24 protein-coding genes and 1 pseudogene are annotated in these 25,593 nt (G+C 31.1%); 2 read left to right on the top strand and 23 right to left on the bottom strand.

What is annotated here, in order from left to right:
• From AJ930_RS07310 to cetC, 14 genes and pseudogenes are all read right to left on the bottom strand, one after another.
• Positions 1–687, bottom strand: a pseudogene (locus AJ930_RS07310) (highly acidic protein); the annotation flags it as partial.
• 56 nt (positions 688–743) lie between these two features.
• Positions 744–1,511 (bottom strand): flagellar biosynthetic protein FliR, encoded by a 768-nt coding sequence (fliR, locus tag AJ930_RS07305; protein ID WP_002859266.1) that lies wholly within the window; start codon positions 1,509–1,511, stop codon positions 744–746.
• Complete coding sequence (locus AJ930_RS07300) at positions 1,498–2,133, bottom strand: ABC transporter ATP-binding protein (RefSeq protein ID WP_002852807.1); 636 nt, start codon at positions 2,131–2,133, stop codon at positions 1,498–1,500. Before AJ930_RS07300 ends, fliR begins: the two co-directional genes overlap by 14 nt.
• A 12-nt stretch (positions 2,134–2,145) precedes the next feature.
• A complete protein-coding gene (tsf, locus tag AJ930_RS07295) occupies positions 2,146–3,219 on the bottom strand; it encodes a translation elongation factor Ts (protein WP_070261329.1) in 1,074 nt (357 codons plus the stop codon).
• Entirely contained in the window at positions 3,219–4,010 is a 792-nt protein-coding gene (rpsB, locus tag AJ930_RS07290; protein WP_002870699.1) for a 30S ribosomal protein S2, read from the bottom strand. Before rpsB ends, tsf begins: the two co-directional genes overlap by 1 nt.
• Before the next feature lie 115 nt (positions 4,011–4,125).
• Positions 4,126–5,289, bottom strand: a complete 1,164-nt coding sequence (locus AJ930_RS07285) for an SAM-dependent methyltransferase (protein ID WP_044780079.1) — start codon at positions 5,287–5,289, stop codon at positions 4,126–4,128.
• A gap of 127 nt (positions 5,290–5,416) precedes the next feature.
• Positions 5,417–6,541, bottom strand: coding sequence for a cytochrome c1 (locus AJ930_RS07280; RefSeq protein WP_070275096.1), 1,125 nt, complete (start codon positions 6,539–6,541; stop codon positions 5,417–5,419).
• On the bottom strand, positions 6,538–7,788 hold the full coding sequence (locus tag AJ930_RS07275) for a cytochrome b (protein WP_002852758.1): 1,251 nt from the start codon (positions 7,786–7,788) through the stop codon (positions 6,538–6,540). The genes AJ930_RS07280 and AJ930_RS07275 overlap by 4 nt, the downstream gene beginning before the upstream one ends.
• A gap of 1 nt (position 7,789) precedes the next feature.
• Complete coding sequence (gene petA / locus AJ930_RS07270; protein ID WP_002852880.1) at positions 7,790–8,293, bottom strand: ubiquinol-cytochrome c reductase iron-sulfur subunit; 504 nt, start codon at positions 8,291–8,293, stop codon at positions 7,790–7,792.
• 89 nt (positions 8,294–8,382) lie between these two features.
• A complete protein-coding gene (locus tag AJ930_RS07265) occupies positions 8,383–9,669 on the bottom strand; it encodes an arsenic transporter (protein WP_070275095.1) in 1,287 nt (428 codons plus the stop codon).
• Positions 9,670–11,529: a tRNA uridine-5-carboxymethylaminomethyl(34) synthesis enzyme MnmG gene (gene mnmG, locus AJ930_RS07260; protein WP_044794133.1), complete on the bottom strand. Its 1,860-nt coding sequence runs from the start codon at positions 11,527–11,529 to the stop codon at positions 9,670–9,672.
• An 87-nt stretch (positions 11,530–11,616) separates the two neighbouring features.
• Positions 11,617–12,114 carry a bipartate energy taxis response protein CetB gene (gene cetB / locus AJ930_RS07255; protein ID WP_002861897.1) on the bottom strand — a complete coding sequence of 166 codons (498 nt, stop codon included), beginning with the start codon at positions 12,112–12,114 and terminating at the stop codon, positions 11,617–11,619.
• 17 nt (positions 12,115–12,131) lie between these two features.
• Complete coding sequence (locus AJ930_RS10850; RefSeq protein ID WP_374700111.1) at positions 12,132–12,878, bottom strand: methyl-accepting chemotaxis protein; 747 nt, start codon at positions 12,876–12,878, stop codon at positions 12,132–12,134.
• Between the two features lie 752 nt (positions 12,879–13,630).
• Positions 13,631–14,125, bottom strand: a complete 495-nt coding sequence (gene cetC, locus AJ930_RS07245) for an energy taxis response protein CetC (RefSeq protein ID WP_070275094.1) — start codon at positions 14,123–14,125, stop codon at positions 13,631–13,633.
• 261 nt (positions 14,126–14,386) lie between these two features.
• On the opposite strand from cetC, the gene AJ930_RS07240 reads away from it, so the two are divergent.
• Positions 14,387–15,763, top strand: coding sequence for a cation:dicarboxylate symporter family transporter (locus AJ930_RS07240; RefSeq protein ID WP_070233542.1), 1,377 nt, complete (start codon positions 14,387–14,389; stop codon positions 15,761–15,763).
• Here AJ930_RS07240 and AJ930_RS07235 read toward each other — a convergent pair.
• Positions 15,760–16,566, bottom strand: a complete 807-nt coding sequence (locus AJ930_RS07235) for an inverse autotransporter beta domain-containing protein (RefSeq protein WP_070233543.1) — start codon at positions 16,564–16,566, stop codon at positions 15,760–15,762. The genes AJ930_RS07240 and AJ930_RS07235 overlap by 4 nt on opposite strands.
• Before the next feature lie 141 nt (positions 16,567–16,707).
• On the opposite strand from AJ930_RS07235, the gene AJ930_RS07230 reads away from it, so the two are divergent.
• On the top strand, positions 16,708–18,234 hold the full coding sequence (locus tag AJ930_RS07230; protein ID WP_070275093.1) for an inorganic phosphate transporter: 1,527 nt from the start codon (positions 16,708–16,710) through the stop codon (positions 18,232–18,234).
• Positions 18,235–18,241: 7 nt separating this feature from the next.
• On the opposite strand, the gene AJ930_RS07225 is transcribed toward AJ930_RS07230, so the two are convergent.
• The 8 genes from AJ930_RS07225 to AJ930_RS07190 all read right to left on the bottom strand — a co-directional run bounded on the left by AJ930_RS07225 (position 18,242) and on the right by AJ930_RS07190 (position 25,554).
• Positions 18,242–19,420 (bottom strand): metal-dependent hydrolase, encoded by a 1,179-nt coding sequence (locus AJ930_RS07225; protein ID WP_002861903.1) that lies wholly within the window; start codon positions 19,418–19,420, stop codon positions 18,242–18,244.
• Positions 19,421–19,429: 9 nt separating this feature from the next.
• The gene (locus tag AJ930_RS07220) at positions 19,430–20,326 is read right to left on the bottom strand and encodes an NAD(P)H-dependent glycerol-3-phosphate dehydrogenase (RefSeq protein WP_074468983.1); all 897 of its coding nucleotides are present in this window, start codon (positions 20,324–20,326) and stop codon (positions 19,430–19,432) included.
• Positions 20,323–21,741, bottom strand: a complete 1,419-nt coding sequence (gene gatB / locus AJ930_RS07215; protein ID WP_002861904.1) for an Asp-tRNA(Asn)/Glu-tRNA(Gln) amidotransferase subunit GatB — start codon at positions 21,739–21,741, stop codon at positions 20,323–20,325. The genes AJ930_RS07220 and gatB overlap by 4 nt, the downstream gene beginning before the upstream one ends.
• Before the next feature lie 118 nt (positions 21,742–21,859).
• Complete coding sequence (locus AJ930_RS10560; protein WP_044779077.1) at positions 21,860–22,045, bottom strand: hypothetical protein; 186 nt, start codon at positions 22,043–22,045, stop codon at positions 21,860–21,862.
• Positions 22,042–22,722, bottom strand: coding sequence for a F0F1 ATP synthase subunit A (locus tag AJ930_RS07205; RefSeq protein ID WP_002858390.1), 681 nt, complete (start codon positions 22,720–22,722; stop codon positions 22,042–22,044). Before AJ930_RS07205 ends, AJ930_RS10560 begins: the two co-directional genes overlap by 4 nt.
• A 68-nt stretch (positions 22,723–22,790) precedes the next feature.
• The gene (gene radA, locus AJ930_RS07200; RefSeq protein WP_002854001.1) at positions 22,791–24,131 is read right to left on the bottom strand and encodes a DNA repair protein RadA; all 1,341 of its coding nucleotides are present in this window, start codon (positions 24,129–24,131) and stop codon (positions 22,791–22,793) included.
• Positions 24,131–24,997: a signal recognition particle-docking protein FtsY gene (gene ftsY, locus AJ930_RS07195; protein ID WP_070275092.1), complete on the bottom strand. Its 867-nt coding sequence runs from the start codon at positions 24,995–24,997 to the stop codon at positions 24,131–24,133. Before ftsY ends, radA begins: the two co-directional genes overlap by 1 nt.
• Positions 24,997–25,554, bottom strand: a complete 558-nt coding sequence (locus AJ930_RS07190; RefSeq protein WP_053872365.1) for a TlpA family protein disulfide reductase — start codon at positions 25,552–25,554, stop codon at positions 24,997–24,999. Before AJ930_RS07190 ends, ftsY begins: the two co-directional genes overlap by 1 nt.
• Positions 25,555–25,593: the final 39 nt, after the last annotated feature.

The following is a 25,593-nucleotide window of genomic DNA, read 5'->3' as shown; positions in this document are numbered from 1 at the left end:
TTCTAAATCTTCATCATTTTTATCATCTAGTTCATCTAAACTAGGCTCAGTATCCAAAGCTGTATGTTCTTGGCTTAAGTCTTCTTTTTCGCTTCCGCCATCTTCCAAAGTTAAATCTAAATCAGTTTGAATGTCTTCTTGATTCTGTTCTTTAGTTGTTTCTTGTTCTAAATTTTCATCTTCTAAATTTTGAGTTTCTAAAGTTTCGTTTGCATTATCATCTTGCGCATCATCATCAAAACTCAAATTTTCCATTCCATCTGAATTTATATCTAAAGAATTTTCATCAGGCAAATCATCTAAATTTAAATTATCTAAATCCAAGCTTATATCAGCATAAGGATTTTCATCATTGCTTAACATTGGCAAATCAATAGATGTATGTTTGTTTGTATCTTTATTATTAAGTAAATTTAAAAAATCTGTAGGTAAAAAAGGTTTTTGTAAAATTTGCGCATCTATATCTTCTACATTTTGGTTTCGCGGAGCTAAAAAAATCAATCTATCACATTTTTCTTTAAGAATTTTTAAAGGTGCTGGAGTATCGCTATCTACAACAATCACATCATAATTACCCAAATTTTCACTATAAGCATTAAGTTCTTCAAAATCATAAGACATTTTTTTAGCACTAAGGCTTACAAGTCTTGAAACTACAGGGTTTTCATTTAAAAGTAAAATTTTCATCACTTTAATCCTTAAAAAATAATCACTATTTTACGATAATTTCATTTATCCTTTCCTTAGGAGAAAAAAAGAGTTTGCATATGAGTAAAAAGTTCTAAAATTAAATTTTTAAAATATTGCATCATAACTAATAAAATAGCGATCAAAACTACAAAGCCTAAAGCTATCTTTATAGGATAGCCAATAACTAAAAGATTAAATTGTGGCATTGTTTTCATCAAAAGTCCAAAAATAACATCGGCTAAAAGTGAAATTCCAAGTATGGGAAAGCTCATAGTAAAACCTATGATGAAAATATTAAACATACCCATATTTAAATAATGCATTAAATTCTCATGCGGATAAAATCCACCTAAACTAATATAACCTAAAGAATGACTTAAAAACAAAAGCATTAAATGATGACCATCAAAAGCAAGAAAAAACATCAAAGCAAGCAAATTTAAAATTTGTGCCGTAATAGGCATACTCGTTCCAGAACTTGGATCTAATATACTTGCCATAGTAAATCCCATAGTAAAAGCAATCTGCTCACCTGCCATCATAATAATAGCAAAAATAATTTGAAGCATTAATCCTGCTATCATTCCAAAAATCACTTCACTAATAAGCTGTAAAACAAAAAAACTATCTAAATGCAAAGATTCTAATCTAGCCAAAGGATATAAATACATAGTCAAAAATAAAACTATAGTACTTTTTATCACCATAGGGATAGAATTATGTGAAAAAAAAGGAAAAAAAACTATAAGACCACTCATTCTAGCAAGAAGCAACATAAAAGTTACAACATTTTTATCGCCTAAATAATTAACAAATTCCATTGGCGTTTATAGTATAAGTTTTATCACAAAAACTTGCAAGCTTACTATCGTGAGTTACAAAAAATAAAGCTGCATCATTTTCTTTAACATAGGAAATTAAAAGTTCGATAACATTTTTAGCATTATCAAAATCCAAATTTCCAGTTGCTTCATCAGCAAAAATAATCTTTGGTTTTTTACAAAGCACGCGCGCGATACTCACACGCTGTTGTTGTCCGCCGCTAAGCTTTCCTATTTTTTGATGTAAAAGCGTATCAATACCTAATCTTTTTAAAATTTTCTCATCTAAATCTTGACCCGATAAAACACTAGCAAGTTCGATATTTTCTAAAGCTGAAAAACCTTTAAAAAGATAATGTGTCTGAAAAATAATACCAAAATCATAACGGCGAATTTTTAATCTTTCGTTTTCATCTATCTGATAAAGACTAGAACCTTTAAAAAAAACTTCACCTTTTTTTGGAATTAATAAAGAAGAAAGTATATGTAAAAGAGTAGATTTGCCACAACCGCTACTCCCTTGAATAGCAATGCAATCTTTAGTGTTTAAAGTAAGATTTAAACCCTCAAAAAGCGGATAATCAAAACTATGGCTTAAATTTTCCGCTCTTAAGAGTTCCATTTTTAACCGTTTTTAAAGTTGTGCAGCAACTTCAGCCGCAAAATCTTCAGTTTTCTTTTCTAAACCTTCGCCAACTTCAAAGCAAATAAATTCGACAATTTTAATTTTTCCGCCAAATTCTTTTTCTTTTTCGGCAATTACTTGTTCTACGGTTTTTTTATCATCCATTACATAAAACTGACCCATTAAAGTAAGTTTGCTATCAAGTTGAGAATTATCTGCTATAAAGCTATTCATTTTACCTGGGATAATATTGTCCCAAATTTTTTCAGGTTTACCTTGAGCTTTAAGCTCTTCTTTGATTTTTTCTTCAGCTTCTTTTAAAATTGCATCGCTTAATTGTTTGCGACTTGCAAATTGAGGAATTTTATGTTCAGGTTTATTTGGATCTTTAAGTCTGCGTCTTTCTTCATTTTCTTTTTCAAGTTCAGCAACCAAAGCTTTGTATTCATTTTCAACAAAAGTCATATCCAAATCTTCATAACTTAAATAACTTGGTCTCATTGCTGCAATATGCATACAAATTTGTCTTAACAAATCTCTTGATTTTGAAGCCACTTCAGCGCTATCACAAGCTGCAGCGATCACAACACCAACACGGCCATTTGTATGGATATAACCATTTACAACGCCATTAGGACCTGCTTTTAAAGTTGCAAATCTTCTTACAACTAAGTTTTCTCCTATAGTTGCAATTTGACTTTTTAAATATTCTTCAAATTTTACGCCATTGATTATGCTTGAATGAAGTTCTTCCACACTTTGTAAGCTATTACTTTGAATATGAGCTGTAGTATCTTTTGTTAAAGCGATAAACTGATCATTTTTTGCCACAAAATCTGTTTCGGAATTAATCTCGCTTACAGTTGCGCTTGTAAAATCATCGCTTACTTTTACACTTACTAAACCTTCTGCAGCAAGTCTATCTGCTTTTTTAGCAGCCTTACCTAAACCTTTTTCTCTTAAAAGTTGTACTGCTTTATCAAAATCTCCATTAGTTTCACTCAAAGCATTTTTACAATCCATCATCCCCGCACCTGTACTTTCGCGGAGTTCTTTTACCATTGCAGCAGTGATTTCAGCCATTATTCTTGCTCCTCACCGAAGTCTTCTTCGCTCATCGCTTCATCTAAAACTTCTTTTTTCTCTTCATCGGTGATTTCTTTTTCTTCATTTGCTAAAGCTTCACCATCTTGTTCTCTTAAAGCTTTTCCTTCATTAATCGCTTCAGCCATTTCTTGACAGAAAAGTTGCACTGAACGAATTGCATCATCATTTCCTGGAATAGGATAAGTTACCAAATCAGGATCGCAGTTTGTATCTAGTGGAGCTACAACAGGAATTCTTAATCTATTTGCTTCTTGAACAGCAATTTTTTCTTTTACTGTGTCAACAACAAAAATCATATCAGGTTGAGTTTTCATATAACGAATTCCACCTAAATAAGCTAATAATTTTTCTTTTTTTCTTGTAAGCATTAAAGCTTCTTTTTTAGTTAAAAGCTTAATACTTCCATCTTCTTCCATTTTTTCAATTACTTCTAATTTTCTAATTGATTGGCGAATAGTACCAAAATTTGTCATCATACCGCCAAGCCATCTATGATTTACATAAGGCATACCGCATTTTTCAGCGTATTCTTTAATCGCTCCACCTGCTTGTTTTTTTGTTCCAACAAAAAGTATAGTTTTTCCTTCGGCAGCAGCGTCACGAACGATATTATAGGTATATCTAAAATATCTTAAAGTTTTTTGTAAATCAATTACATAAATACCTTTTCTCTCGCCAAAAATGAATTTTTTCATCTTTGGATTCCAGCGTCTTGTTTGGTGTCCAAAATGCACACCGCATTCTAATAAATCTCTCATACTAACCATGAGTTTCTCCTTATAAATTTAGCTTTATTCCTCCACATCCCTTAATTTACACAAGCTAAAAAGGATTGATGTGTGTGAAATGAAGCTAAGATTCTATCAAATTTAAGTTTAGTTTTTACTTATATATGTAGTCCTTAGTAAGGCTTAGATTATTATTGATTTCTTTTGTGATTAAAAATTGGAACAAATCCACGCTTCCAACACGAAAAGCAGAGGCACAAGAACGAAGGTATAAATCCCACATTCTTATAAATTCTTCATCATATTTTTCCCTTACCTTGTCCAATACTTTGTTAAAATTTTCATCCCATAAATCTAAAGTTTTTGCATAGTGCATTCTTAAACTTTCTGCTAAAAGAAGATGAAAATCCCACTCACTCATAGCACTTACAACCTCTCTTAAAGAAGGTAAATATCCTCCTGGAAAAATATATTTATCTATCCAAGCATTTGTTTTTCCTTCAAACATGGCTAAAATAGAATGTAAAAGCATAGAACCTCCAGGTTTTAAAACTTGTTTTACTTTCATAAAATAAAGTCCTAAATTCTCTTTGCCTACATGTTCAAACATACCCACAGAAACAACTTTATCAAAATAATTTTCAAATTCTAAATCTTGATAATTTTGAAGTCTTATTTCTATTTTATCTTCAAGATCAAGTTCTTTTACTCTTTCCTTGGCTTTTTTACACTGCTCCTCTGAAATAGTAATTCCAACAACCTTAACCCCATACTTTTGAGCCGCCATAATAGAAAGCCAACCCCAACCACAACCTATATCTAAAAGCTTTTCTCCTTCTTTTAAATCAAGTTTTTTAAGGGTATGTTCTATTTTGTTAATTTGAGCTTCATAAAGAGTATTATTAGGCTCTTTAAAATAAGCGCAAGAATAGCTCATAGTATCATCAAGCCAAAGCTTATAAAAATCATTACCTATATCATAATGACTTTTGATATTTTTACTTTCTTGCTTTTGAGTTATTTTACTCAATACATCTTTTTTGGTTTTAAAAAATTGCTGATTAGAAAAATAATATAATACCCTAGCCATTTCATCATAATCGCCCTCTATGTCAAGTTTTGCCTGCATATAATGTCTTGCAAAAACCAAACTTGTATCACCAAATAACTCCAAAAAAGGAATTTTTTCTTTAAAAATTAAAGAAAATTTAGCAGGTTTGTTTCCGATAAAAAATTCTTCTTTATCCCAAAAAACAACTCTAAAATCCCCATAATCCCATTTTTTTAAAATAGATTTGATTAAAGTTTTTTCTAACATAAAATACTCCTAAATTCTAAAATAATTATATTTTGAAGTATCTCTCTTTAAATATTAAAAATTAATAAAAATGAAGAAAAAATAAGATTTTTGCCATTATCATTAAATAATGGCAAAAAATGTAATATTAATGTAATTTAGACCAAACAGAACGCTTCCAACCTATAGCAAAAATACTTAAAATTACAAAGAATATCATTACATAAATTCCTGTAGTTTTTCTTTCTTCTTTTTTGCTATCACCCACTTGATCAATATAAGATACAACCTTAGCCTGTGCAGCTTCTGTTAAACCTACTCTTGGCATAGCGGTTCCTGGAAGAAGTTTTTGAGTGTTATTAATAAAATCATGTAAATATTGCTCACCACGAGATCTTATCATCATAGAAAGATCAGGCGGAACAGAACCTAAATAAGTTTTTAAATCATTTTGATTTGATGGAGTAAAAAAGCTATCGTATTTCATATCATGACAACGTCCGCAAGCCTCAATAAAAGTTGCTTTATCTTTAGCAAATTTTATATCTTTTTCCATTAAAGCCGCTTTTTGAGCACTATTTTCCATTTTAGCATATTTTGCCTCAACATCTTTCTTAATAGTAGCATCTTCATTGGTTTCAAATTTAACACTCACATCTTTAAGATAAGCAATTACATTGGCTATATTTGCATTTGTAGCTTCTTCACTTTCTCCTGAAGTATCTTTATTGTAAGCTGTCATAATAAAAGCATCACCAAATTTATGATCTACTTTTAAAGCAAGCGCAGGATGCATAATCAAAGCTGCTAAAAATTTTTCATCAAAAATAGCACCAGCTGCACTAAGATCAGGTGGTATTACTCCCATAGAAGAATCGGTGATATTAGCTGCTATTCCATCTTCTTTTACACCATGACATGCAAAACAGTTATTTTCAAAAAATTCTTTACCTTTTTTTGCATCACCCTTAGCAAAATCGATCTTTGCAACATCTGCCCAAAGTGTTTCAACTTTGCTTAATTCTTCTTTTGCTTTTTCAAGTTCTTTGTTTGCACTCTCTATTCTTTTAGCATCTCCTGAAGCTTGTGCATCTTTTAGAGCTAATTCTTTAGCTTCAACTATACCTTTTGCAAAAGTAGTATCTTCAACAGCAAAATCAAAATTTGCAGGAGCAACATGAGGTTTCATCACTGAATGAGCATAAGGCTCTACCCCCCAATATACAAGCACAGTAAAAACTACCACAACTAAAAATATTTTTATTTCTCTCATTGTTTAGCTCCTTTTCTCTCCATAATAGTAATAACCGGTAAAACTACAATAAGTAAAAGTAAAAATACTATAGAAGCATAAAATCCTACCCAAGCATTTACACCTGTTGGAGGTAATTTTCCATAAACTGTTAAAACAATTAAATCAATAAGCAATATCCAAAACCAAATGAAAAATAAAGGTCTTTCATGGGCTGGTTTTACAACATCACTTCTATCAAGCCAAGGAAGCAAGAAGAAAATCACTTGAGCAATACCAAATGCAGCCAAACCTATATCAAAAGCTTTAATACCTGCAATATCAAAGAAAAATCCTCTTAAAACTTCATAACTCCATAAGAAATACCACTCAGGATAAATATGAGCTGGTGTTTTAAGCGCATTAGCCGGATCAAAATTAATTGGATCCATTGCAAATTCAAATTTAAAACAGACTAAATAAAAGAAGAAAATCATAAAAAAGCTTATATACATAAAATCTTTTGATAAAAATCCTGGCCAAAAAGGAATCACTTTAGAACCCTTTGTGTCACCTGCCATGTACTTTTCAGCCTCTAAGTCAAAGTCAAGTTCTTCAGAAATTTCATTATTAACATGAGGAATTCTTAAAGAATAGAAGTGAAATGCTATAATAGCAATGATAACTATAGGAAGCAAGCACACATGAAGCATAAAAAATCTTGTTAAAGTTGGATCAGAAACCGCATAATCTCCACGAATCCAAATCACAAGCTCAGGGCCAATAAATGGTATCCCTCCAAAAAGATTAGTGATTACTTGAGCTGCCCAATAACTCATTTGTCCCCAAGGAAGCATATACCCACTAAAAGCTTCAGCAGAAAATACAACAAACAAAAGCATACCGCTAACCCAAATCATCTCACGACCTTTCTTATAAGAACCGTAATAAATTCCTGTTAACATATGTATGTATATAATCAAAAATACAACAGAAGCGGCAACACCATGCATGTGACGCCAAAGCCATCCATAATCCACCTCTTGCATAATAGTCTTATTCACACTATCAAAAGCAAGTGCAGTATCTGGTTTATAATACATTACAAGTAAAAGTCCTGTAACAAAAAGCACTGCAAAAAGAGTGGTTAAAATAACCCCCATTGCCCAAAGAAAGTTAATTTGCTTTGGTATCCAATACTTTACCATTAAAACATCAAGTAGTTTATGTACTGCAAGTCTTTGATCAAGCCAATCTACAAGACCATTAGCTTTTCTAATTTGTGCCATCTTAAGCCTCCGCTATCATTTTTTTATATTCAGGACCCTCTTCGCCTAAAACAAGTTTGGTTCCATCGATCTTAAAAGGAGGAATTTCAAGAGGCTTTGGAGGAGGTCCAAAGACATTTTTTCCACTTGTGTCAAATTCTCCACCATGACAGGCACATTTAAACAATTGCTCGCTTGGTTGGTAAGCAGGTATACAACCCAAATGCGTACAAAGTCCTATAACCACAGTATAAGCTGCGTTATCTACCACAACATCACGTTTTTCATCTTTTGGCATACTCGCATCTTTTTTTAATATAAAAATAGGCTTTTTACGCCATTCTATAGTTCTAAGCTCTCCATCTTGCATTCCTGATAAATCTACTGTAGTAAAACCTGCAGCTTTGACACTTGGAAGTGGATCCCAAGTTTTTTTCATCGCAACAAGCGAGAAAACACCGCCTACAGCAGCTACGCTTCCAAATGCAAAGCCCATAAAGCTTCGTCTACTCTCAGATGTAGCCATAACTTGTCCTTTCGATTTTATTTTTTAACCAAGTTAAAAGTTTATCGAAATTAAAATAAATTTTTTCTTTGTTTAACAAATTTTGATATTTAGACAATAAGAGCAAAAAGAGAAAAAACAAGCACAGGTAAAGTTATCAAAAAGCCAAATTTAGAATATTGCCAAAAAGAAATATTAATGCCTTTTCTAGCCAAAACTCCAAGCCAAAGCAAAGTTGCCAAAGAACCTATTGGCGTAAGTTTTGGGCCTATGTTTACCCCCAAAAGATGCGCATAAATCATCAAGGAATCAAAAGAAAAATTCTCAAAATATTCTTTTAATGCCAAATCGCCGATTAAAACCATAGGCAAATTATTAAACACAGAAGATCCAAAAGCTGAAATCAAAGCCACACCAAAAATTCCACTCTTATCTTGCATCAAAAAAGCATAGCTTTTAACCAAAATTTCACTCACGCCTATTTTATGTAAAGCAAAAACCACCATATAAAGCCCAAAACTAAAAAGCAAAACTCCATAAGGTGCTTCAAAAAGAATTTTAACACTTTTTTTACCTTGAATTTTTAAAACAATAAGCCAAAAAATTCCCGCCCAAAGCAAAGCAAAAAAACTTATTTTAATATCAAAAATTTCACCTATAAAAAAACTGATCACAAAAAGAAGTAAAAATACTATGCAAAGAAAAAACAATTTCAATGAAATTTGCTCTTTTTTGACTAATTTAAATTCAAGCCTTTTAGGCAAAACTCTCCCATAAAGCATAAAAACCATAACTATAGTAGAAAGCAAAACAAAAAAATTTGGCAAAAACATATTTTTAGCAAATTCTAAAAATTCTATCTTAAAATAATTTGCTGTAATGATATTGGTTAAATTTGAAATAACCAAAGCATTTGAACTTGCATCACATAAAAAAGAAAGACTAAGCAAAAAAGAACTTAAAATAAAAGCATGATTTTTACAATCTTTAAGAGTTGAAAATAAAGCTATAATAATAGGTGTAATGATTAAAATCGCTCCATCGTTAGCAAAAAATGCAGAAAGAAAAAAGACAAAAATCAACAAAAATAACATCAACTTTTTTGTGCTAATATAAATTTTTTCTTGATTTTTCTCTCTAGAAAAATGCAAAATTTTACTCGCAATAAAATCAAAAAATCCTAAAGCTTCCAAGCTAAAAGAAAGGATAATCAACCCAACTAAAGTTAAAGAACTATCCCAAACCAAAGAAAAAACAAAATAAGCATCTTTAAAATCTACCAATTGAAAAATAAAAACAAAAAAAGCTCCCAAGCTAGAAAATACCCAAATAGGTAAATTCCATGGACGCCAAAAAAGTAAAATTAAAGTAGATAAAAAAATAAAAAAAGCAAGCATTTAAGCTTTTTTCTTTTGCATTTTGATATAAATTTGCAAAATATCCAACGCCGCAGGAGTGATTCCACTGATTTGACTTGCAGCAAAAATAGTTGGAGGTTTATGATGATTAAGCTTTTCTACAACTTCATTACTCAAACCGCTTACACTTTTAAAATCAAAATTTTCAGGAATTTTAAGCTCGCTAAGATTTTTCATTTTTTCTACTTGAGCTTTTTGCATACTAATGTAATGATAATACTTTGCCTCATTTAAAATCTCTCTTAAGGAGTAATGATCCATAGTTTCAAACATAGGATCAAGTTTTTTTAATTTTTCTATATCAAAACTTGCTCTTGCGACAATTTTTTGAAGATTGACTATAGAAGAAATTTTATCTTCTCCTAAACTCTCTAAAAAAGCATTATTTTGGTTATTAGGCGTGAATTCTTTAGAAAGTAAAAATTCAAGTCCTTTTTGAAGATTGTTTGCGATATTTTGTATATAAGTAAAATCTTGCTCGCTTAAAAGCCCTAAATCATAGCCATATTTTCCAAGTCTAAGTATAGCATTTTCTTCCCTTAAAAGCAGTCTAAATTCCGCTCTTGAAGTAAACATTCTATAAGGTTCTTTTGTACCTTTTACTACCAAATCATCGATTAAAACTCCTATATAAGCTTCATCACGCCTTAAAATCAAAGGCTCTTTCATATCTATGCTTAAACTTGCATTGATTCCTGCCATAAAGCCTTGTGCTGCAGCCTCTTCATAACCTGTAGTTCCATTAATCTGTCCTGCACAATAAAGATTTTTAATCTTTTTAAGTTCTAAAGTATGCTTAAGTTCAGTTGGCTCTATATAGTCATATTCTATAGCATAACCAAAACGGGTTATTTTAGCATTTTCAAAACCCTTTATAGAACGCAGCATTTGAGTTTGCACTTCATAGGGCAAAGAAGTAGAAAAACCATTGATATAATACTCCGTTGCATCGATAGTTTGAGGTTCTATAAAAAGATGATGACTTTCTTTGTCGCTAAAACGATTGATCTTATCTTCTATAGAAGGACAATACCTTGGCCCCACACCTTCAATCTGTCCTGTAAAAAGTGGGGCACGATAAAAATTATTCTTAATAATCTCATGCGTAGTTGTATTAGTGCGTGCGATATAACAAGGAAGTTGAGTAGGATTAAAATTTCTTGAACGAAAACTAAAAGCTTTAGGATTTACATCGCCATCTTGGATTTCAAGTGCGCTAAAATCAATACTTTTTGCATCTACTCTTGGGCAAGTTCCTGTTTTTAAACGCCCCATTTTTAAACCCAAAGTTTGTAGATAATTGCCTAAATTTACTGAAGCAAGCTCCCCTACCCTTCCTGCTTGAAGTTTATTTTCGCCTATATGAATAAGTCCATTTAAAAAAGTCCCTGTTGTAAGTATCACTTTTTTGGCAAAATATGTATTTTCTAAATTTGTTTTTACGCCTTTAACTTCATCATTTTCTACGATTAAAGCATTCGCTTGTTCTTGAGAAATTTCTAAATTTGGAAGTTTTAAAAGTTTATTACGTGCAATGATACGGTACTTATCCATATCAATTTGCGCCCTACTTCCTTGAACGGCTACGCCCTTGCTTTCATTTAAAATGCGAAATTGTATTCCCGCTTCATCGGTGATTTCACCCATAAGACCACCCATGGCATCAAGTTCTTTTACCAAATGCCCTTTTGCAAGTCCACCTATAGCTGGATTACAACTTGCTGCTCCTATTTGCTCAATCAATGTAGTTAAAAGTAAGGTTTTTTTACCCATTCTAGCAGCAGCAGCACTTGCTTCAACACCCGCATGTCCACCACCTATAACAATGACATCAAACATATTTTGCCTTGAAAAATGTGAATTTTTAAAAGAAAGATTATATAATATTTAGACTTAAAACAAACTCGTTTTAAGCCTAACAAAAATTTATTTAGCTTCTTGGAGAGAGAAAATTAACTCATTATAAGTTTTATCTGCATCTTTGCAGAAATTTTTAAGCATCTCAACACCCTTATTTAAACCTTGTTGCTGTTCTACTCTTAAAAGATCGCTATAAAGGCTTTCTATTGTAGAAATAGCGCTTTTATTTGGCATACGACGAACGGAATAATAGCCTATGATATTATTATTAATATCTATTGATGGAGTTACATTTGCAAAAACCCAGTAGTAATTGTTATCTTTAGTTTTGTTTTTTACGTAAGCAAAAATTTCCTTACCCTCTCTCATATAATCCCATAAATATTTAAAAACAGTTTTTGGCATCTCTTCATGTCTTACTATGTTATGAGGTTTATTTAAAACTTCACCCATGGTATAACCTGCATACTTTAAAAAATCATCATTTGCATAAACTATTTTACCTTTTAAATCTGTTTTAGAAGTAATTAAACTATCTTCTTGTAAAAAAATTTCTCTTGACATTTCCCCACCCTCTTAATTTATATTTTTAATTTTGCTAAGATTTCAGCACTTCTTTGCTCTAGTGATTTAATATCATTTACAATCGCATCATAAGCTTTTTGATCGATATAATCTTGACTTGATTCTTCTATTGCTTTTTTAGCGTTATCTTTTATAAATTCTTTAGCTAAATTTAACTCAGTTTCAGAACTAAGTTCATTAATAACACCTTGAGCTCTCTCATCTTGGCAAAGATTAGAAATTGGATCTACACTTTCAAGATTGAAATTTTGAGCCCCATTTAAATTTAAATATATATTTGATTTATAAAGAATATGATCGATTTTAACTACAGATAAAATCAATCTCTTTGCAAAGGATCCAAAATTAACACCAAGAGCACTACTATTTTCTTCTAGACGTTTAAAAGCTTGAGAAAATTTATTAATTCTTTCTTCAGATTCACTAACAATGTTAAAAACTTGATCGCTGCCACTTTGGATATTTACAAAATCCTGTTGCATAGTCTGAATTGCAATGGAAATTTCGCTTGTAGATCTTTGAGTTCTTTCTGCTAACTTTCTAACTTCATCAGCCACAACCGCAAAGCCCCTACCATGTTCTCCTGCACGTGCAGCTTCAATAGCAGCATTTAAAGCTAGAAGATTGGTTTGATCAGCTATATCGCGTATTACTTCAACCACTGAAGTAATATTTTGGGAATTAGCCACAAAAGTTTGTACTGTTTCCTTGCTCGAATTTACAACATCCATTAAAGAACCCATGGCACTTTGCAAAGAATCCACCTCTGAGCCATTTTCTGTAGCTGTATGAGTAATGGCATCAACTGTATCATATACATTTTTCATCATGCTAATATCTTGATTTAATGAGCTAGAAATTTGAGACATATCTTTATTTTGATTTCCAAGGCTTAAATCCATTAAAGTTCTTGATAAAGCATTTTTAAAAGTGGATCTTGCTGTCACTTCTATGTTTGCTAAAGCTTTATTTATAAATTCGATATTATGAGCAAAAATTCCTTTTAAACCTTCAGGCAAAGCCTTACGATAAAATTCGCCTTTTTGGGAACAAGAAATAGAAGTATTAATTTCCCTTAAATAAGCTTCTAGTCCATCAATAGTATTGTTAAGATTATCTGCTATTTCGGCTAATTTTTTGCTTTTTGTTTTTACATAGATCATTCTATTGTCAAAATTTCCTTCTTTTAACTCTCTACAAAGAACCAAAAGTTTATCTATCATTATTTGCTCATCTTTGTGTTGTCTAAGCAAATAAATCATTAAAACAGCGATTAAAATAAAAATTATCACTCCAACATAAATATGAATAAAAATGGCACCTAAAACACCGATAATACTTAGAAAAATAGTTAATAATAATCCATTTTTCACCATAAATTTACCCCTTTATTAAAAATTTTTGAAGTCATAAATTAAAGTAATACTTTAATAATATATATTACTTTAATTTTTAGGCGAAAATTATACAATAAAAAAGATTAAATATATCTTATTTAATTATTTTCTTGTAAGTTAAAAATAAGTTCATTATAAGTCATTTTATAAGAACTTACAATATCCATTAAAGCTGAAACTCCAGCATTAATGCCCGATTTTTGCTCTTTTTCAAGTAAAATTTTATAAACTTCTTCAATTATAGAAAGAGATTTTCTATTGGGTGCACGACGAACAGAATAGTAGTTGATGATATCTCCATTGGCATCAAATGAAGCACTTACATTTGCAAACACCCAGTAAAAACTACCATCCTTGGCTTTATTTTTTACAAATGCAAAAATTTCTTCTCCTTTTTGAATATAATCCCAAAGACATTTAAATACAGTACGTGGCATATCTTCATGTCTTACTATATTATGAGATTTATACAAAAGCTCATCGACTTTATAACCTGCGTATTTTAAAAAGTCATTATTGGCATAAATGATATTCCCCTTAAGATCTGTTTTAGAAGTAATTAAAGCATTTTCAGACAAAACTATTTCTTTCATAATTAAAACATCCCAATAAAACAAATAAATCAAAAATAGAATTATTACTAATAATAAACAATAAAAAGTATACTAAATTATAAAATTTTCAAAAAATATTTTAAATTTTATAATGTAAATAATGAGAAATTTTGTAACATTTATATAAAAAATTGTCATATCATATAAAAGAAAGTATTTCTAGATTTGTTTTTTTGTTAAAATTTACAATACGCATTGTTAAAATTATATTTCACAAAAGATCAAAAGGAGTGAATAAACTTGGAAACTTTAAGTCAAACTTTAGCTGAAAGAAAACCGCCTTTATATAAACGTATTATAAAAAGTCTTGGATTTTGGGTGATTATAGGCATTATTACAGGTATTATACTTGGCTATACAGATAAAGAATTAGCCATTGCTAGCAAACCAGGAGTTGATTATTTTATAGGTGCTTTAAAGGTTCTTATAGGTCCTATTATTTTTGTTACTTTGGTTTTGGGCATCATTAGTCTTGAAAGTTTAAAAAAAGTAGGTAGTATTGGTGCTAAAGCGGTTATTTACTTTGAAGTTGTAAGTACTTTAGCACTTGCTATAGGTATTTTTATGGCAAATGTTATGCAACCAGGTCATGGAATGAATCTTGATCCAAGTCAACTTGATACAAAAAGCGTTCAAAAATACATTTCTCAAACCACAGAAGTAAGTGCGAGCTCTGAGATCATGCATATTTTAAAAGATGCTATGCCTACTGATATTATCACGCCTTTTACAGAAGGAAAAACCATACAAGTTTTAGTTATTGCTATAGTTACTGCTTTGATTATTTCTTTAATGAGAATAGAAGATAAACAGGCAATTCAAAGAGTTTTTGAAGTGGTGCAAAATTTTGTTTTTAAAATTCTACAAATCATTATGTATTTTAGTCCTATTGCCGCCTTTTCAGCAATGGCTGTACTCATAGCTCAATACGGAATTGGCTCTTTGATCAACTTAGCATATTTACTTTTAGTGATGCTGATTTCATGTCTTGTTTTTATATTTGGAATCTTAGGTCTGATTTGTTATTTTGCAAAAGTAAATATCTTCAAATTTATGAGATTTATCTCAAGAGAAGTATTGATCGTTTTTGCAACCAGTTCAAGCGAGTCTGCACTTGCTCCTTTAATGAGAAAACTAGAAAAAGCGGGACTTTCTAAAGCAACAGTCGGACTTGTTTTACCAACGGGATATAGTTTTAATCTTGATTGTACAAATATTTATCTAGCTATGAGCTTAATCTTTCTAGCACAAGCTTTTAATGTAAATTTAAGTTTAACACACGAAATCAGTATTTTAATAGTATTAATGATAGCTTCAAAAGGTGCAGTGGGTGTAACTGGATCAGGTTTTATAGTGCTTGGAAGTACGCTTGCGGCTCTAGGAAATATGGAAATTTCAGAAGCAAATGCAACCTTAGCACAAGTTCTACCAGTAGCTGCTATAGGCGTTCTTTTAGGTGTTGATAAATTTATGTCTGAAATGAGGGCTGTTGGAAATCTTTGTGGAAATTCAGTAGCAGCCTTAATCGTTGCGATCTGGGATAAACAAATTGATCGGGAAAAATTCAACTATGCTATGGATAATCCAGAAAAATTCCATAATGCTGGAATGAACTAATGGGTTCTTTGGAGGAAATCATATCGATTAACCTCCTCTAAAGTATTATCTTTTTTCCTAAATTGTTTTAAAAAACTTTCATTGAAATTAAAACTAAATCCAACTTGAACAACGGTATCATCAACAGTCTCTCTTGCGCTATAATCACGACGCAATAAATTTAAACTAAATACACTATAAGGAGAGTAAGATACTTGATAATTAGTTTTATCATTATCCTTGCTTATATCAAAAGCAAAAGCGGTGTAAGTTGGAATTACAAAACTCATTCCAAGCTGTAAATTTTTTTCTGCTTCATTGGGTATGTAATAATTACTATAAGCCTTTATAAATTTACTATAACCAAACTCTGTACCAAAGCTTTTAGTATCTTTTTGTTCCTTTTGTTTGTCAATAAAACCATTAACTCCAAATAAAAAATCATCTTTTTCATAACGATTGATTAAGCCCCCTGAGTAATTATAATTATCTTGAGCCACAAAAAGTTCTTTTTGAAAAAGCAAAGAATTATTCTCTCCCTCATAAAGAGAACTTAAATTTTTAACCTGCGCGTTTTCGTTTTGAAAATCTAAATTCCCATCTGTTTTATCTATACCATTATTATTTTCTAAAGTTTTTGAAAGCAAGCTATCAAAAGTACTTTTAAAATCCACATTCTCTTCTTGAATTTTTGGAGCTTCTTTGGTGTTTTTATAATCAAAGTGCTCCCAAGAATTTTGATTATTATTTTTTACTAAAGCCTCTGCAAGTTCATCGGCATGGAGTAAAGAAAACAATGCTATTATATAAAAAATACCCCTCATTATTCTTATATTCCTTATTATTTCTTGTTTGAGTATTTATTATAAAAAAATAATATAAATAAAAATTCCACAAAGACTAAAAACTAAAATTAGCAAATTTAAAGTAAATAAGTGTATAATTAAAATAAAAAAGGGTTATTAATGCAAAAAGACAACCTCATAGCTTTTGTTATTTTTATTATCAGCACTATCGCATTTGTTATTTGGGGATTTGGTTATATTTCGCAACATCAACTCATTCTTTTTATTCTTGCTTCTATATTTGGCATTTTTATGGCATTTAATATAGGTGGAAATGATGTAGCCAATTCTTTTGGAACAAGCGTTGGTGCAAAAACAGTAACCATTAAACAAGCTTTAATTATAGCAGCTGTTTTTGAGCTAAGCGGGGCAATCTTCGCAGGCGCAGAAGTTACTAAGACCATACGTAGCGGTATTGTTGTTTTTCCAAATTCTTTAGATCCTATGCTTTTTGTTATCATTATGCTTGCCGCACTTTTAAGCTCTGGGGTTTGGATTTTTATTGCAACCAAGAAAGGCTTACCTGTATCAACCACACACAGTATAGTCGGTGGGATTGTAGGTGCTAGTATTATGATGGGGCTTTTAAAATTTGATGGGATTCAAACACTCTCCATGGTTAAATGGAGTGAAATTTTAAGAATAGCTATTTCTTGGGTAGCTTCGCCTCTTTTAGGGGGTATTGTAGCTTATATTATTTATTCATATATTGATAAGAAAATTTTAAAACCATCAGAAAAACTAAATGATGATTTGAAAAATATCAAAAAAGAAAGAAAAAAATTCAAAGAAGAATATTTTTTAAATTTAAAAACAAAATCCCAAGAAGAACAAATTAAAGAACTTTCCGCTATTGCTTTAGATGAGGAAGAACAAGAAAATAATTTCTATAGAAATAAAATGAAGGAATTTAAGGATCAAGAAAAAGATATAGATATTTACTCTATTTTAAAAACTCATATGCCAATCATTGCTTGTATTGCTGCTGCTATCATTTCGGCAATGTTTTTATTTAAAGGTTTAAATAATGTTAGCACTTTAGATATTTTACAAAACTTTTGGATTATCGGAATTATAGGAACTATAAGTTATGTTGTAACATTTGCTATAGTCAAAATCGTTAAAAAAACAGAACTTAATAAAACTACTGATAGAATTTTCTCATGGTTTCAAATATTTACAGCCTCTAGTTTTGCATTTTCACACGGAGCCAATGATATAGCCAATGCTATAGGTCCTTTTGCAGCGATTTTAGATGTCTTAAAAAACGGCACAATTAACGCGACTTCTCCTGTACCTTTTGCCGCTTTAGCTATGTTTGGAGTTGCTCTAGTTGTAGGGCTTTGGTTTTTAGGTAAAGAAGTGATTACTACAGTGGGTTCAAAACTTGCAACCATACGCCCTACTACTGGATTTTCTGCAGAACTTGGTGCAAGCATAGTTATACTCTTAGCTACACAATTTGGAATTCCTGTTAGCTCCACCCATATACTCATAGGTGCTATCTTGGGTATAGGAGTGTATAATAAAAACGCAAATTGGATTATGATGAAGCCTATAGGATTGGCTTGGATTATCACTTTACCAGTCGCTGGTATTATGGCAGCACTTGTATTTTTAGGATTTAAACTATCTTTAGGAATTTAAGTAAAGCTTATTTTTCTAAAATATTTTTTCCTTTAATTATATGCATTTTAATTTTTCCAAAAAGTTTATCCTCAGAATAAAGAGAACTTTTTGGAGCAAAAATTTCTTCATTCTCATCAAAAAGAACTAGATTAGCTTCTTTTCCGACTTCTATAACTCCGCTATTTAAACCTAAAAATTCACTAGGATTTTTACTTGTAAATTGACAAAGCTCTTGCCAATTTAAAAATCCTTCTTTGATTAAAAAAGTATAGCAAAGACTTATAAATTCGCATACGCTATGGATTCCAAAGGCCGCTTCATCAAAAGCTAAATCTTTTAAAGAAATTGATTTTGCACTATGTAAGGAAGTTAAAAAGCTGATTTTTCCTTCTTTTAAAGCCTCTCTTAAAGCCAAAACATCTTCTTTGCTTCTTAAAGGTGGCATAAGTTTCGCAGCAGTATTAAAATCTTCACAAGCACTATCATCTTTGATAAGATGATGAATGCTTACAAGTTTTAAATCCTTTTCATCTAATAATAATAAAGAATCTTTCAAACTTAAAAGATCAAAAATAACTTTATTTTTATAAAATTTAGCCAATTCTTTCATTTTAGCTATCTGGCTAGTTTCAGCGATTTTACTCATGCCTATAAGCCCTAACTCAAAACTCATTTCACAATCATTCATCACTCCATTATCATCAAAATCCTTATCATAACAACGCACAAAAATTGGAGAGTCTTTCATAAAAGCATATTGTGAACTTACTTTTAAAGTATTTGCATCCAAAGAGCTATCAAGCTCTAAAGCACAAGCCCCCTTGTTTAAAAGAGTGGCTAAATTTTTAAGCTTGCCATTTGCATCCTTAACCCGCACACTTGAAAAAATTTGCATCTTTCTTTGAGCTAAATTTTGTAAAAATAAAGCAAAACTTTCTTCATCAAAATCCATGCAATCACGCAAAACTATACTAGAAATTCCTCCTTTTAGACACTCATTTTCTAAAAGCTCTAAATTAGCTAAAGAAAATTTATCATTTTTCAAACTTACACACAAATCCACAAAAGATGGAAGTAAAGTCATACCTTTAGCATCTAAAATTTCTTCACCTTGTAAATTAGAACCAATATTGGTAATTTTTCCTTCTTTAATCTCTATATCTTGTAAAGAATCTCCATAAATTTTTGCATTTTTAATTATCATGATTTTTCCTTAATCATTTTGCTTTAATAAATTCTGCGTTGCTTCTTGCACACTTTTACCCTTAAAAATTGCCACTACTTCATTTACAATAGGTGTATAAATTCCTTTCATTTTTGCTAATTTTTCTATAGCATAAGCAGTTTTTACACCTTCTGCTACTTCATTAAGCTCGGCTAAAATACTATCTAACTTTTGATTTTGCGCCAGTTTTAAACCCACTCTATAATTTCTTGATAAAACACTGGTTGCAGTTAAAAACAAATCCCCTGCTCCACTTAACCCTAAAAAAGTTTCTTCTTTAGCACCAAAAAATTTACCAAAACGGTGCATTTCTATAAGTCCTCTTGAAATCAATGCTGCTCTTGCATTATTGCCAAGTTTTAACCCATCACTAATCCCACTTGCAATCGCTAAAACATTCTTATAAGCACCACAAATTTCAGCACCACGCACATCATTATCAATATAAGTTTTAATAAAATCAGGGAAAAAACTCGCAAATTTTTTACAAAGCTCTTGATTTATCCCACTAATCATCAAAGCAGTAGGAAGTTTTTGCATTACTTCAGCAGCAAAAGAAGGACCGCTTAAAACACAAAAATTTTCTTTTGGCACAAAATCTAAAAAAATTTCATCTAAAAATTGACAACTTTGATCTTCTATGCCTTTTGAAGCAATTAAAATTTTTTGTCCTTTGTTGATGAAATTTTCTTTAAGCCAAGCACGCATCCCTTGAGAACTTAAAGCAAAAACAAGGTATTCACATTCTAAAGCTTCTTTTATGCTAACAAAATCTTCTAAATCACGCTGATGCAAAGAACTGATAAAACAATTGTGATTTTCTTTTAAGGCTAGATGTAAAGCACTGCCCCATTTTCCCGCACCAATAACCGCTATACGCATCAACCAAGCTTTGCTTTTAAAATTTCATTTACTTTTGCAGGGTTAAAAGCTCCCTTACCCTCTTTCATTGTTTGACCCACAAAAAATCCAAAAAGCTTGTCTTTACCGCTTTTATACTCTGCAACCTTATCAGCATTTGCATTTAAAATTTGTTCAATTACCGCTTCTATAGCTGAATCATCACTTACTTGCTTAAGTCCTAGCTTTTCTATAGCTTCATCAATTTCCATGCTAGTATTTTCAAACACAAAAGCTAAGACATCTTTAGCCGCTTTTGCACTGATAGTGCCATCTTCTATGCGTTTAATTAAAACTCCAAGCTTTTGAGCATCTACGGGAGAATTTTCTATAGTCAATTCTCCTTTTAAAAGTCCCATAAGTTCAGTATTTAACCAATTTACACAAAGCTTAGGATTTAAATTTTGAGAAATAAGACTTTCAAAAAAACGACTCATTTCTAAAGAACTGATTAAAACCTCAGCATCACTTTCTTTTATACCAAGCTCGTCTATAAAGCGTGCTTTCTTCTCATCAGGAAGTTCAGGGATTTTAATATCCAAAAACTCATCTTTTAATAAAACAGGCAATAAATCAGGATCTGGAAAATAGCGATATTCTGCCGCCTCTTCTTTACCACGCATACTTCTTGTAACTAAATTTGTTGTATCAAAAAGTCTGGTTTCTTGAACTACTTCTTGTTCGTAAGTTCCATCTTCCCAAGCCTCACTTTGTCTTTTTACCTCATATTCTATAGCTTTTTGGATAAAACGAAAAGAATTAAGATTTTTAATCTCTACCCTAGTATAAAGTTTTGTATCACCCTTAGGTCTTATACTAACATTTGCATCGCATCTAAAACTTCCTTCTTGCATATTTGCATCTGAAATGTCTAAAAAGCGTATGATAGAATGAAGCTTTTTAAGATAAGCTACTGCCTCATCGCTACTTCTAAGCTCAGGTTCGCTGACAATCTCAAGCAAAGGAGTTCCTGCGCGATTTAAGTCCACTTTAGAAAAATTATTTTCGTGGATATTTTTACCTGCATCTTCTTCTAAGTGTGCTCTTGTAATACCTATGCGTTTATTTTCACCCTTTACATTGATAAAAAGCTCACCCTTTTCTACTATAGGGATATCAAATTGTGAAATTTGATAAGCCTTAGGTAAATCTGGATAAAAATAATTCTTACGATTAAAAACACTTTTTTTATTAATTGTTGCATTGACAGCTTTTCCAAAAGCTATAGCTTTTTTTACAACCTCTTCATTTAAAACAGGCAAAGCTCCTGGCAAAGCCAAACAAGTGGGACAAACATTGGTATTTGGAGCTTCTCCAAAAGAAGTTGCACATGAACAAAAGATTTTTGTTTTAGTATTTAATTGAGTATGAACTTCAAGACCTATAACTACTTCAAACATAAAATTTCCTTGAATTTTTAAATGCTTTATTTTATCTTTTTTTCTTTTAGAAAAGGCTTTAAATATTAGACTTTGATTTGTATTTGTTTAATTTTAAAATTATGAAATTATAAAACAACTATTTTTTCTGATTTTTAAGTTCATAGTTTTCTATAAACAACATAAAAACCAAAAATAAAAGCAGGCTAAAAATAAACCCCAAAACAAGATAAAAATAAGATATAAATTTAAAAAGGAGAAAAAAGGTGCACAAAAGCATTAAAGCTAAAGATGCACCTTTAAAAAATTCTAAAATATAGATCAATGACCTTCCTCAACAACAGTTGCACCCGCTAAATATACATAAGTTAAAATCATAAAAATAAAAGCTTGTAAAAATGCCATAAAAGTTAAAAGCACATAAGCAGGAAGCGGAGCTATATAAGGAACTAAAGCTAAAATTACCATCAAAAATAAATCGTCACCTTTAATATTTCCAAACAAACGGAAGGACAAAGAAACCACACGAGAAAGATGAGAGACTATCTCTATAGGAAACATCAAAGGAGCTAAAAGTTTAATAGGTCCCATGAAATGAGCAAAATACTTTACAAAACCTTGTGCCCTAATACCCTCAAAATGATAATATACAAAAACTATAATAGCCAAGGACAAAGTCAAATTTAAACTTGCAGTTGGAGCGTGAAAACCAGGTATTATACCTATAATATTACTAAAAAACACTATAATCCCCAAAGTTGCAACCAAAGGAAGATATTTTCTTGCACCTTTTTCACTTCCCATGGTATCTCTACCCATAGATAAAACTCCCTCTAAAAAAGCCTCACCTAAATTTTGCATACCGCGTGGAACAAGTTGCATAGAACGAGTAGCCATCATAGCCACTATAACAGCAATTAAAGCTACCAAACCTATGTGAAAAAAATAAGAAAAAGTATGACTTGCATCAAGCAAAGAGCTAAATAAAAATAAATCTTTCATGGTTTCCTCAAAAATTTTATTCTAAACTCGAAATTTTAGCAAAATCTTACTTATATTTTAATGAAAATTTACATCCATTCTAAAACTTGCGAAAGTTCTTTAGCAACAAAACACTTAAGCCCTATATCTTCCAAAGGCTTAGAAGGAACAATGGCATTTTTAAATTTTTGCATTTTAGCTTCTTTTAAACGCGTATCAAGGCTAAAAACCTCTCTAATTTCTCCATTTAAACTAAGCTCCCCTATAAAAATACTATCTTTGCTCAAAGGGCGATTTTTAAAACTTGAAATAATAGCTGCAACCACAGCCAAATCCGCCGCAGTTTCGCTTACTTTTACTCCACCACTAATATTTACAAATACATCATAATGTCCTAAAGGAATTTCAAGCTTTCTTTCAAGCAAAGCCAAAAGCATATCTAAGCGATTTTTTTCATATCCCGTAGCGCTACGCTTTGGATAAGAACTTTCACACACTAGAGCTTGAACTTCTAAAACCAAAGCACGAGATCCTTCCATCACAACACCTAAAGCACTTCCTGAAATAGCCTTTCCACGAGTAAAAAAACGATTTGCCAAATCTTTTGCGCTGATCAAACCCTTAGCAGTCATCTCAAAAATACCTACTTCATTCGTTCCACCAAAACGATTTTTAAAGCCTCTTAAAAGTCTAATTTCTTTAGTGGCATCTCCTTCAAAATAAAGCACCACATCCACCATATGTTCAAGAACCCTAGGTCCTGCTATAGCACCTTCTTTAGTAATGTGCCCTATGATAAAAGTACTGATATTATAAGCCTTGCTAACACGCATAAGTTCAAAAGTAATCTCACGCACCTGAGTGATGCTTCCTGCTGCTGAAGTGATTTTATTTGAATATAGAGTTTGTATAGAATCAATGATAAGAATACTATAATCTTTTTTGTGCAATTCTTCTAAAATATTTTCAAGGCAAAGTTCAGTAAGTAAAAATAAATTCGGAGTATTAGCCTCAAGGCGATCAGCTCTTAATTTAATCTGAGCTTTACTTTCTTCGCCACTGACATAAAGCACTTTTTTACCCTGTTTGGCTAAATTTGAAGCAATTTTTAACAAAAGCGTAGATTTTCCCACACCTGGACTTCCGCCTATAAGCACTAAAGAACCTTCAACAAGCCCTCCGCCTAAAACCAAATCAAGCTCATTATCATCTGTGCTGTATCTTGTAAAATGTTCTAATTCCACATCTTCAATACAAACAGCTTCACTTGTTTTCATACTAACTTGCGCAAGCTCTTTTAAAACTTTAATTTGCTCAGCTTTTAATTCTACAAAACTATCCCAAGCTCCACAATCAGGACATTTTCCAAGCCATTTGCTTTGTTGATTTCCACAAGCTTGACATTCAAAAAGTGCTTTATTTTTTGCCATTATTCAAAAATAGGATCTAATAAAGTATCTAAATAAGTACTTGCATTAAATTCTTGTAAATCCGTCATTTGCTCACCTACGCCTACGTAAAAAATAGGAAGTTCAAGCTCTCTTGCTATGCTAAAAAGCGCACCCCCTTTAGCAGTCCCATCAAGCTTTGTGATAATCACGCCATCAAGTTTTACAAGCTCATTAAAAGCTTTAGCTTGTAAAATTCCAGCATTTCCCTGTGTTCCATCTAAAACTAAAATTTTTCTATGTGGTGCACCTTCTAAAGCTTTGTTTGAAATTCTTACAATTTTTTCAAGCTCATGAGTTAAATTTTTTTGATTTTGCAAACGCCCTGCTGTATCGATAATAACCCTATCAAAATCCTTTGCTTTTGCTTTAGAAATGGTATCAAAAGCAACCGCTGAAGGATCATGCCCTTGTGCAGTTAAAACTATATCTACATCCACTTTTTGCGCCCAAAGTTTTAATTGCTCAATCGCACCTGCTCTAAAAGTATCACACGCTCCTAAAATCACTTTTTGATTTTGGTTTTTATATAAATAAGCAAGTTTGGCAATACTTGTTGTTTTTCCCGCTCCATTTACTCCTAAAATAAGCTCTACAAAAGGTTTTTCTTGATTGGTTTCTTTTTTTTCATAAAGAAAATAAGAACCCATAACACGCTTTAAATCTTCTTTTTTTACTTCATTTTGAGGCGGTAAATAATAAATTATCTCTTCAACTATTTCATAACTTACATCTGCTTCAAGCAAAATTTCTTCAAGCAAATCTTTGGTTATCTTTTTATTCTCTCCTTTAACTCCAATAATATTTTCAAGAGTTTTTGCAAGTCCTTTTTTAAAAAAATTAAACATTAAAGTATAGCCTTTTGTATATCGATTTCTAGCATTTCTTCAGGAATAAGCCCTAAATACTGATTAATCAATTTAGAATGCTTGTTGTAAAGAAACATGGTAGGAATTCCATTTACCCCACCTAAAACTTTAGCTAAAAGATAGTTATTTTCACCATTAGAGACTTTATAAGATATTTTATGTTGTTCTATAAATTTTTGAATCTCCTCATTAGACTTATCCTCTAATAAAACTCCAACTATATTAAAATCATTGTTATACTTTTCTTGCAGTTTGTTAAGATGAGGAATTTCGACAATACAAGGAGTACACCAAGTAGTAAAAAATACAAACAAAGTTGCCTTATCTTCATCGTTGAAATTTAAAACGGCATTTTCTTTTTTTACTGAAATTGATCCTCCATCAATCAAATTAAGTTTAAAATTCATATCATCACTTTGATTTATACTTGCCTCGGTGCTTAAATTTACATCATTTTGCTGTTTTTCTTTATCATTGCTACAAGCAACAAATAAACAAGATATTACCACTAGTAAAAGTATTTTTTTAATCTTCATTATTTATCAATCCTTTATTCTTCTTTATAAAAATGCTAA

The organism is Campylobacter sp. BCW_6871, assembly GCF_001762325.1.
Lineage (GTDB): Bacteria > Campylobacterota > Campylobacteria > Campylobacterales > Campylobacteraceae > Campylobacter_D > Campylobacter_D jejuni.
Note: the sequence above shows the minus strand (reverse complement) of the source record. Positions and strands in the feature narration are given on the sequence as shown.

What these genes read in the sequence shown, in the direction of transcription:
- AJ930_RS07285 (WP_044780079.1), bottom strand. Translation starts at nt 5,289, where the DNA reads ATGTTAGAAAAAACTTTAATCAAATCTATTTTAAAAAAATGGGATTAT.
- gatB (WP_002861904.1), bottom strand. Translation starts at nt 21,741, where the DNA reads ATGTTTGAAGTAGTTATAGGTCTTGAAGTTCATACTCAATTAAATACT.
- AJ930_RS07300 (WP_002852807.1), bottom strand. Translation starts at nt 2,133, where the DNA reads ATGGAACTCTTAAGAGCGGAAAATTTAAGCCATAGTTTTGATTATCCG.
- AJ930_RS07280 (WP_070275096.1), bottom strand. Translation starts at nt 6,541, where the DNA reads ATGAGAGAAATAAAAATATTTTTAGTTGTGGTAGTTTTTACTGTGCTT.
- AJ930_RS07225 (WP_002861903.1), bottom strand. Translation starts at nt 19,420, where the DNA reads ATGATAATTAAAAATGCAAAAATTTATGGAGATTCTTTACAAGATATA.
- ftsY (WP_070275092.1), bottom strand. Translation starts at nt 24,997, where the DNA reads ATGTTTAATTTTTTTAAAAAAGGACTTGCAAAAACTCTTGAAAATATT.
- cetB (WP_002861897.1), bottom strand. Translation starts at nt 12,114, where the DNA reads ATGTCAAGAGAAATTTTTTTACAAGAAGATAGTTTAATTACTTCTAAA.
- rpsB (WP_002870699.1), bottom strand. Translation starts at nt 4,010, where the DNA reads ATGGTTAGTATGAGAGATTTATTAGAATGCGGTGTGCATTTTGGACAC.
- AJ930_RS07190 (WP_053872365.1), bottom strand. Translation starts at nt 25,554, where the DNA reads ATGAAGATTAAAAAAATACTTTTACTAGTGGTAATATCTTGTTTATTT.
- AJ930_RS07230 (WP_070275093.1), top strand. Translation starts at nt 16,708, where the DNA reads ATGCAAAAAGACAACCTCATAGCTTTTGTTATTTTTATTATCAGCACT.
- AJ930_RS10850 (WP_374700111.1), bottom strand. Translation starts at nt 12,878, where the DNA reads ATGGGTTCTTTAATGGATGTTGTAAATTCGAGCAAGGAAACAGTACAA.
- mnmG (WP_044794133.1), bottom strand. Translation starts at nt 11,529, where the DNA reads ATGTTTGATGTCATTGTTATAGGTGGTGGACATGCGGGTGTTGAAGCA.
- AJ930_RS07235 (WP_070233543.1), bottom strand. Translation starts at nt 16,566, where the DNA reads ATGAGGGGTATTTTTTATATAATAGCATTGTTTTCTTTACTCCATGCC.
- AJ930_RS07275 (WP_002852758.1), bottom strand. Translation starts at nt 7,788, where the DNA reads ATGGCACAAATTAGAAAAGCTAATGGTCTTGTAGATTGGCTTGATCAA.
- AJ930_RS07265 (WP_070275095.1), bottom strand. Translation starts at nt 9,669, where the DNA reads ATGCTTGCTTTTTTTATTTTTTTATCTACTTTAATTTTACTTTTTTGG.
- AJ930_RS07205 (WP_002858390.1), bottom strand. Translation starts at nt 22,722, where the DNA reads ATGAAAGATTTATTTTTATTTAGCTCTTTGCTTGATGCAAGTCATACT.
- cetC (WP_070275094.1), bottom strand. Translation starts at nt 14,125, where the DNA reads ATGAAAGAAATAGTTTTGTCTGAAAATGCTTTAATTACTTCTAAAACA.
- petA (WP_002852880.1), bottom strand. Translation starts at nt 8,293, where the DNA reads ATGGCTACATCTGAGAGTAGACGAAGCTTTATGGGCTTTGCATTTGGA.
- fliR (WP_002859266.1), bottom strand. Translation starts at nt 1,511, where the DNA reads ATGGAATTTGTTAATTATTTAGGCGATAAAAATGTTGTAACTTTTATG.
- tsf (WP_070261329.1), bottom strand. Translation starts at nt 3,219, where the DNA reads ATGGCTGAAATCACTGCTGCAATGGTAAAAGAACTCCGCGAAAGTACA.
- radA (WP_002854001.1), bottom strand. Translation starts at nt 24,131, where the DNA reads ATGGCAAAAAATAAAGCACTTTTTGAATGTCAAGCTTGTGGAAATCAA.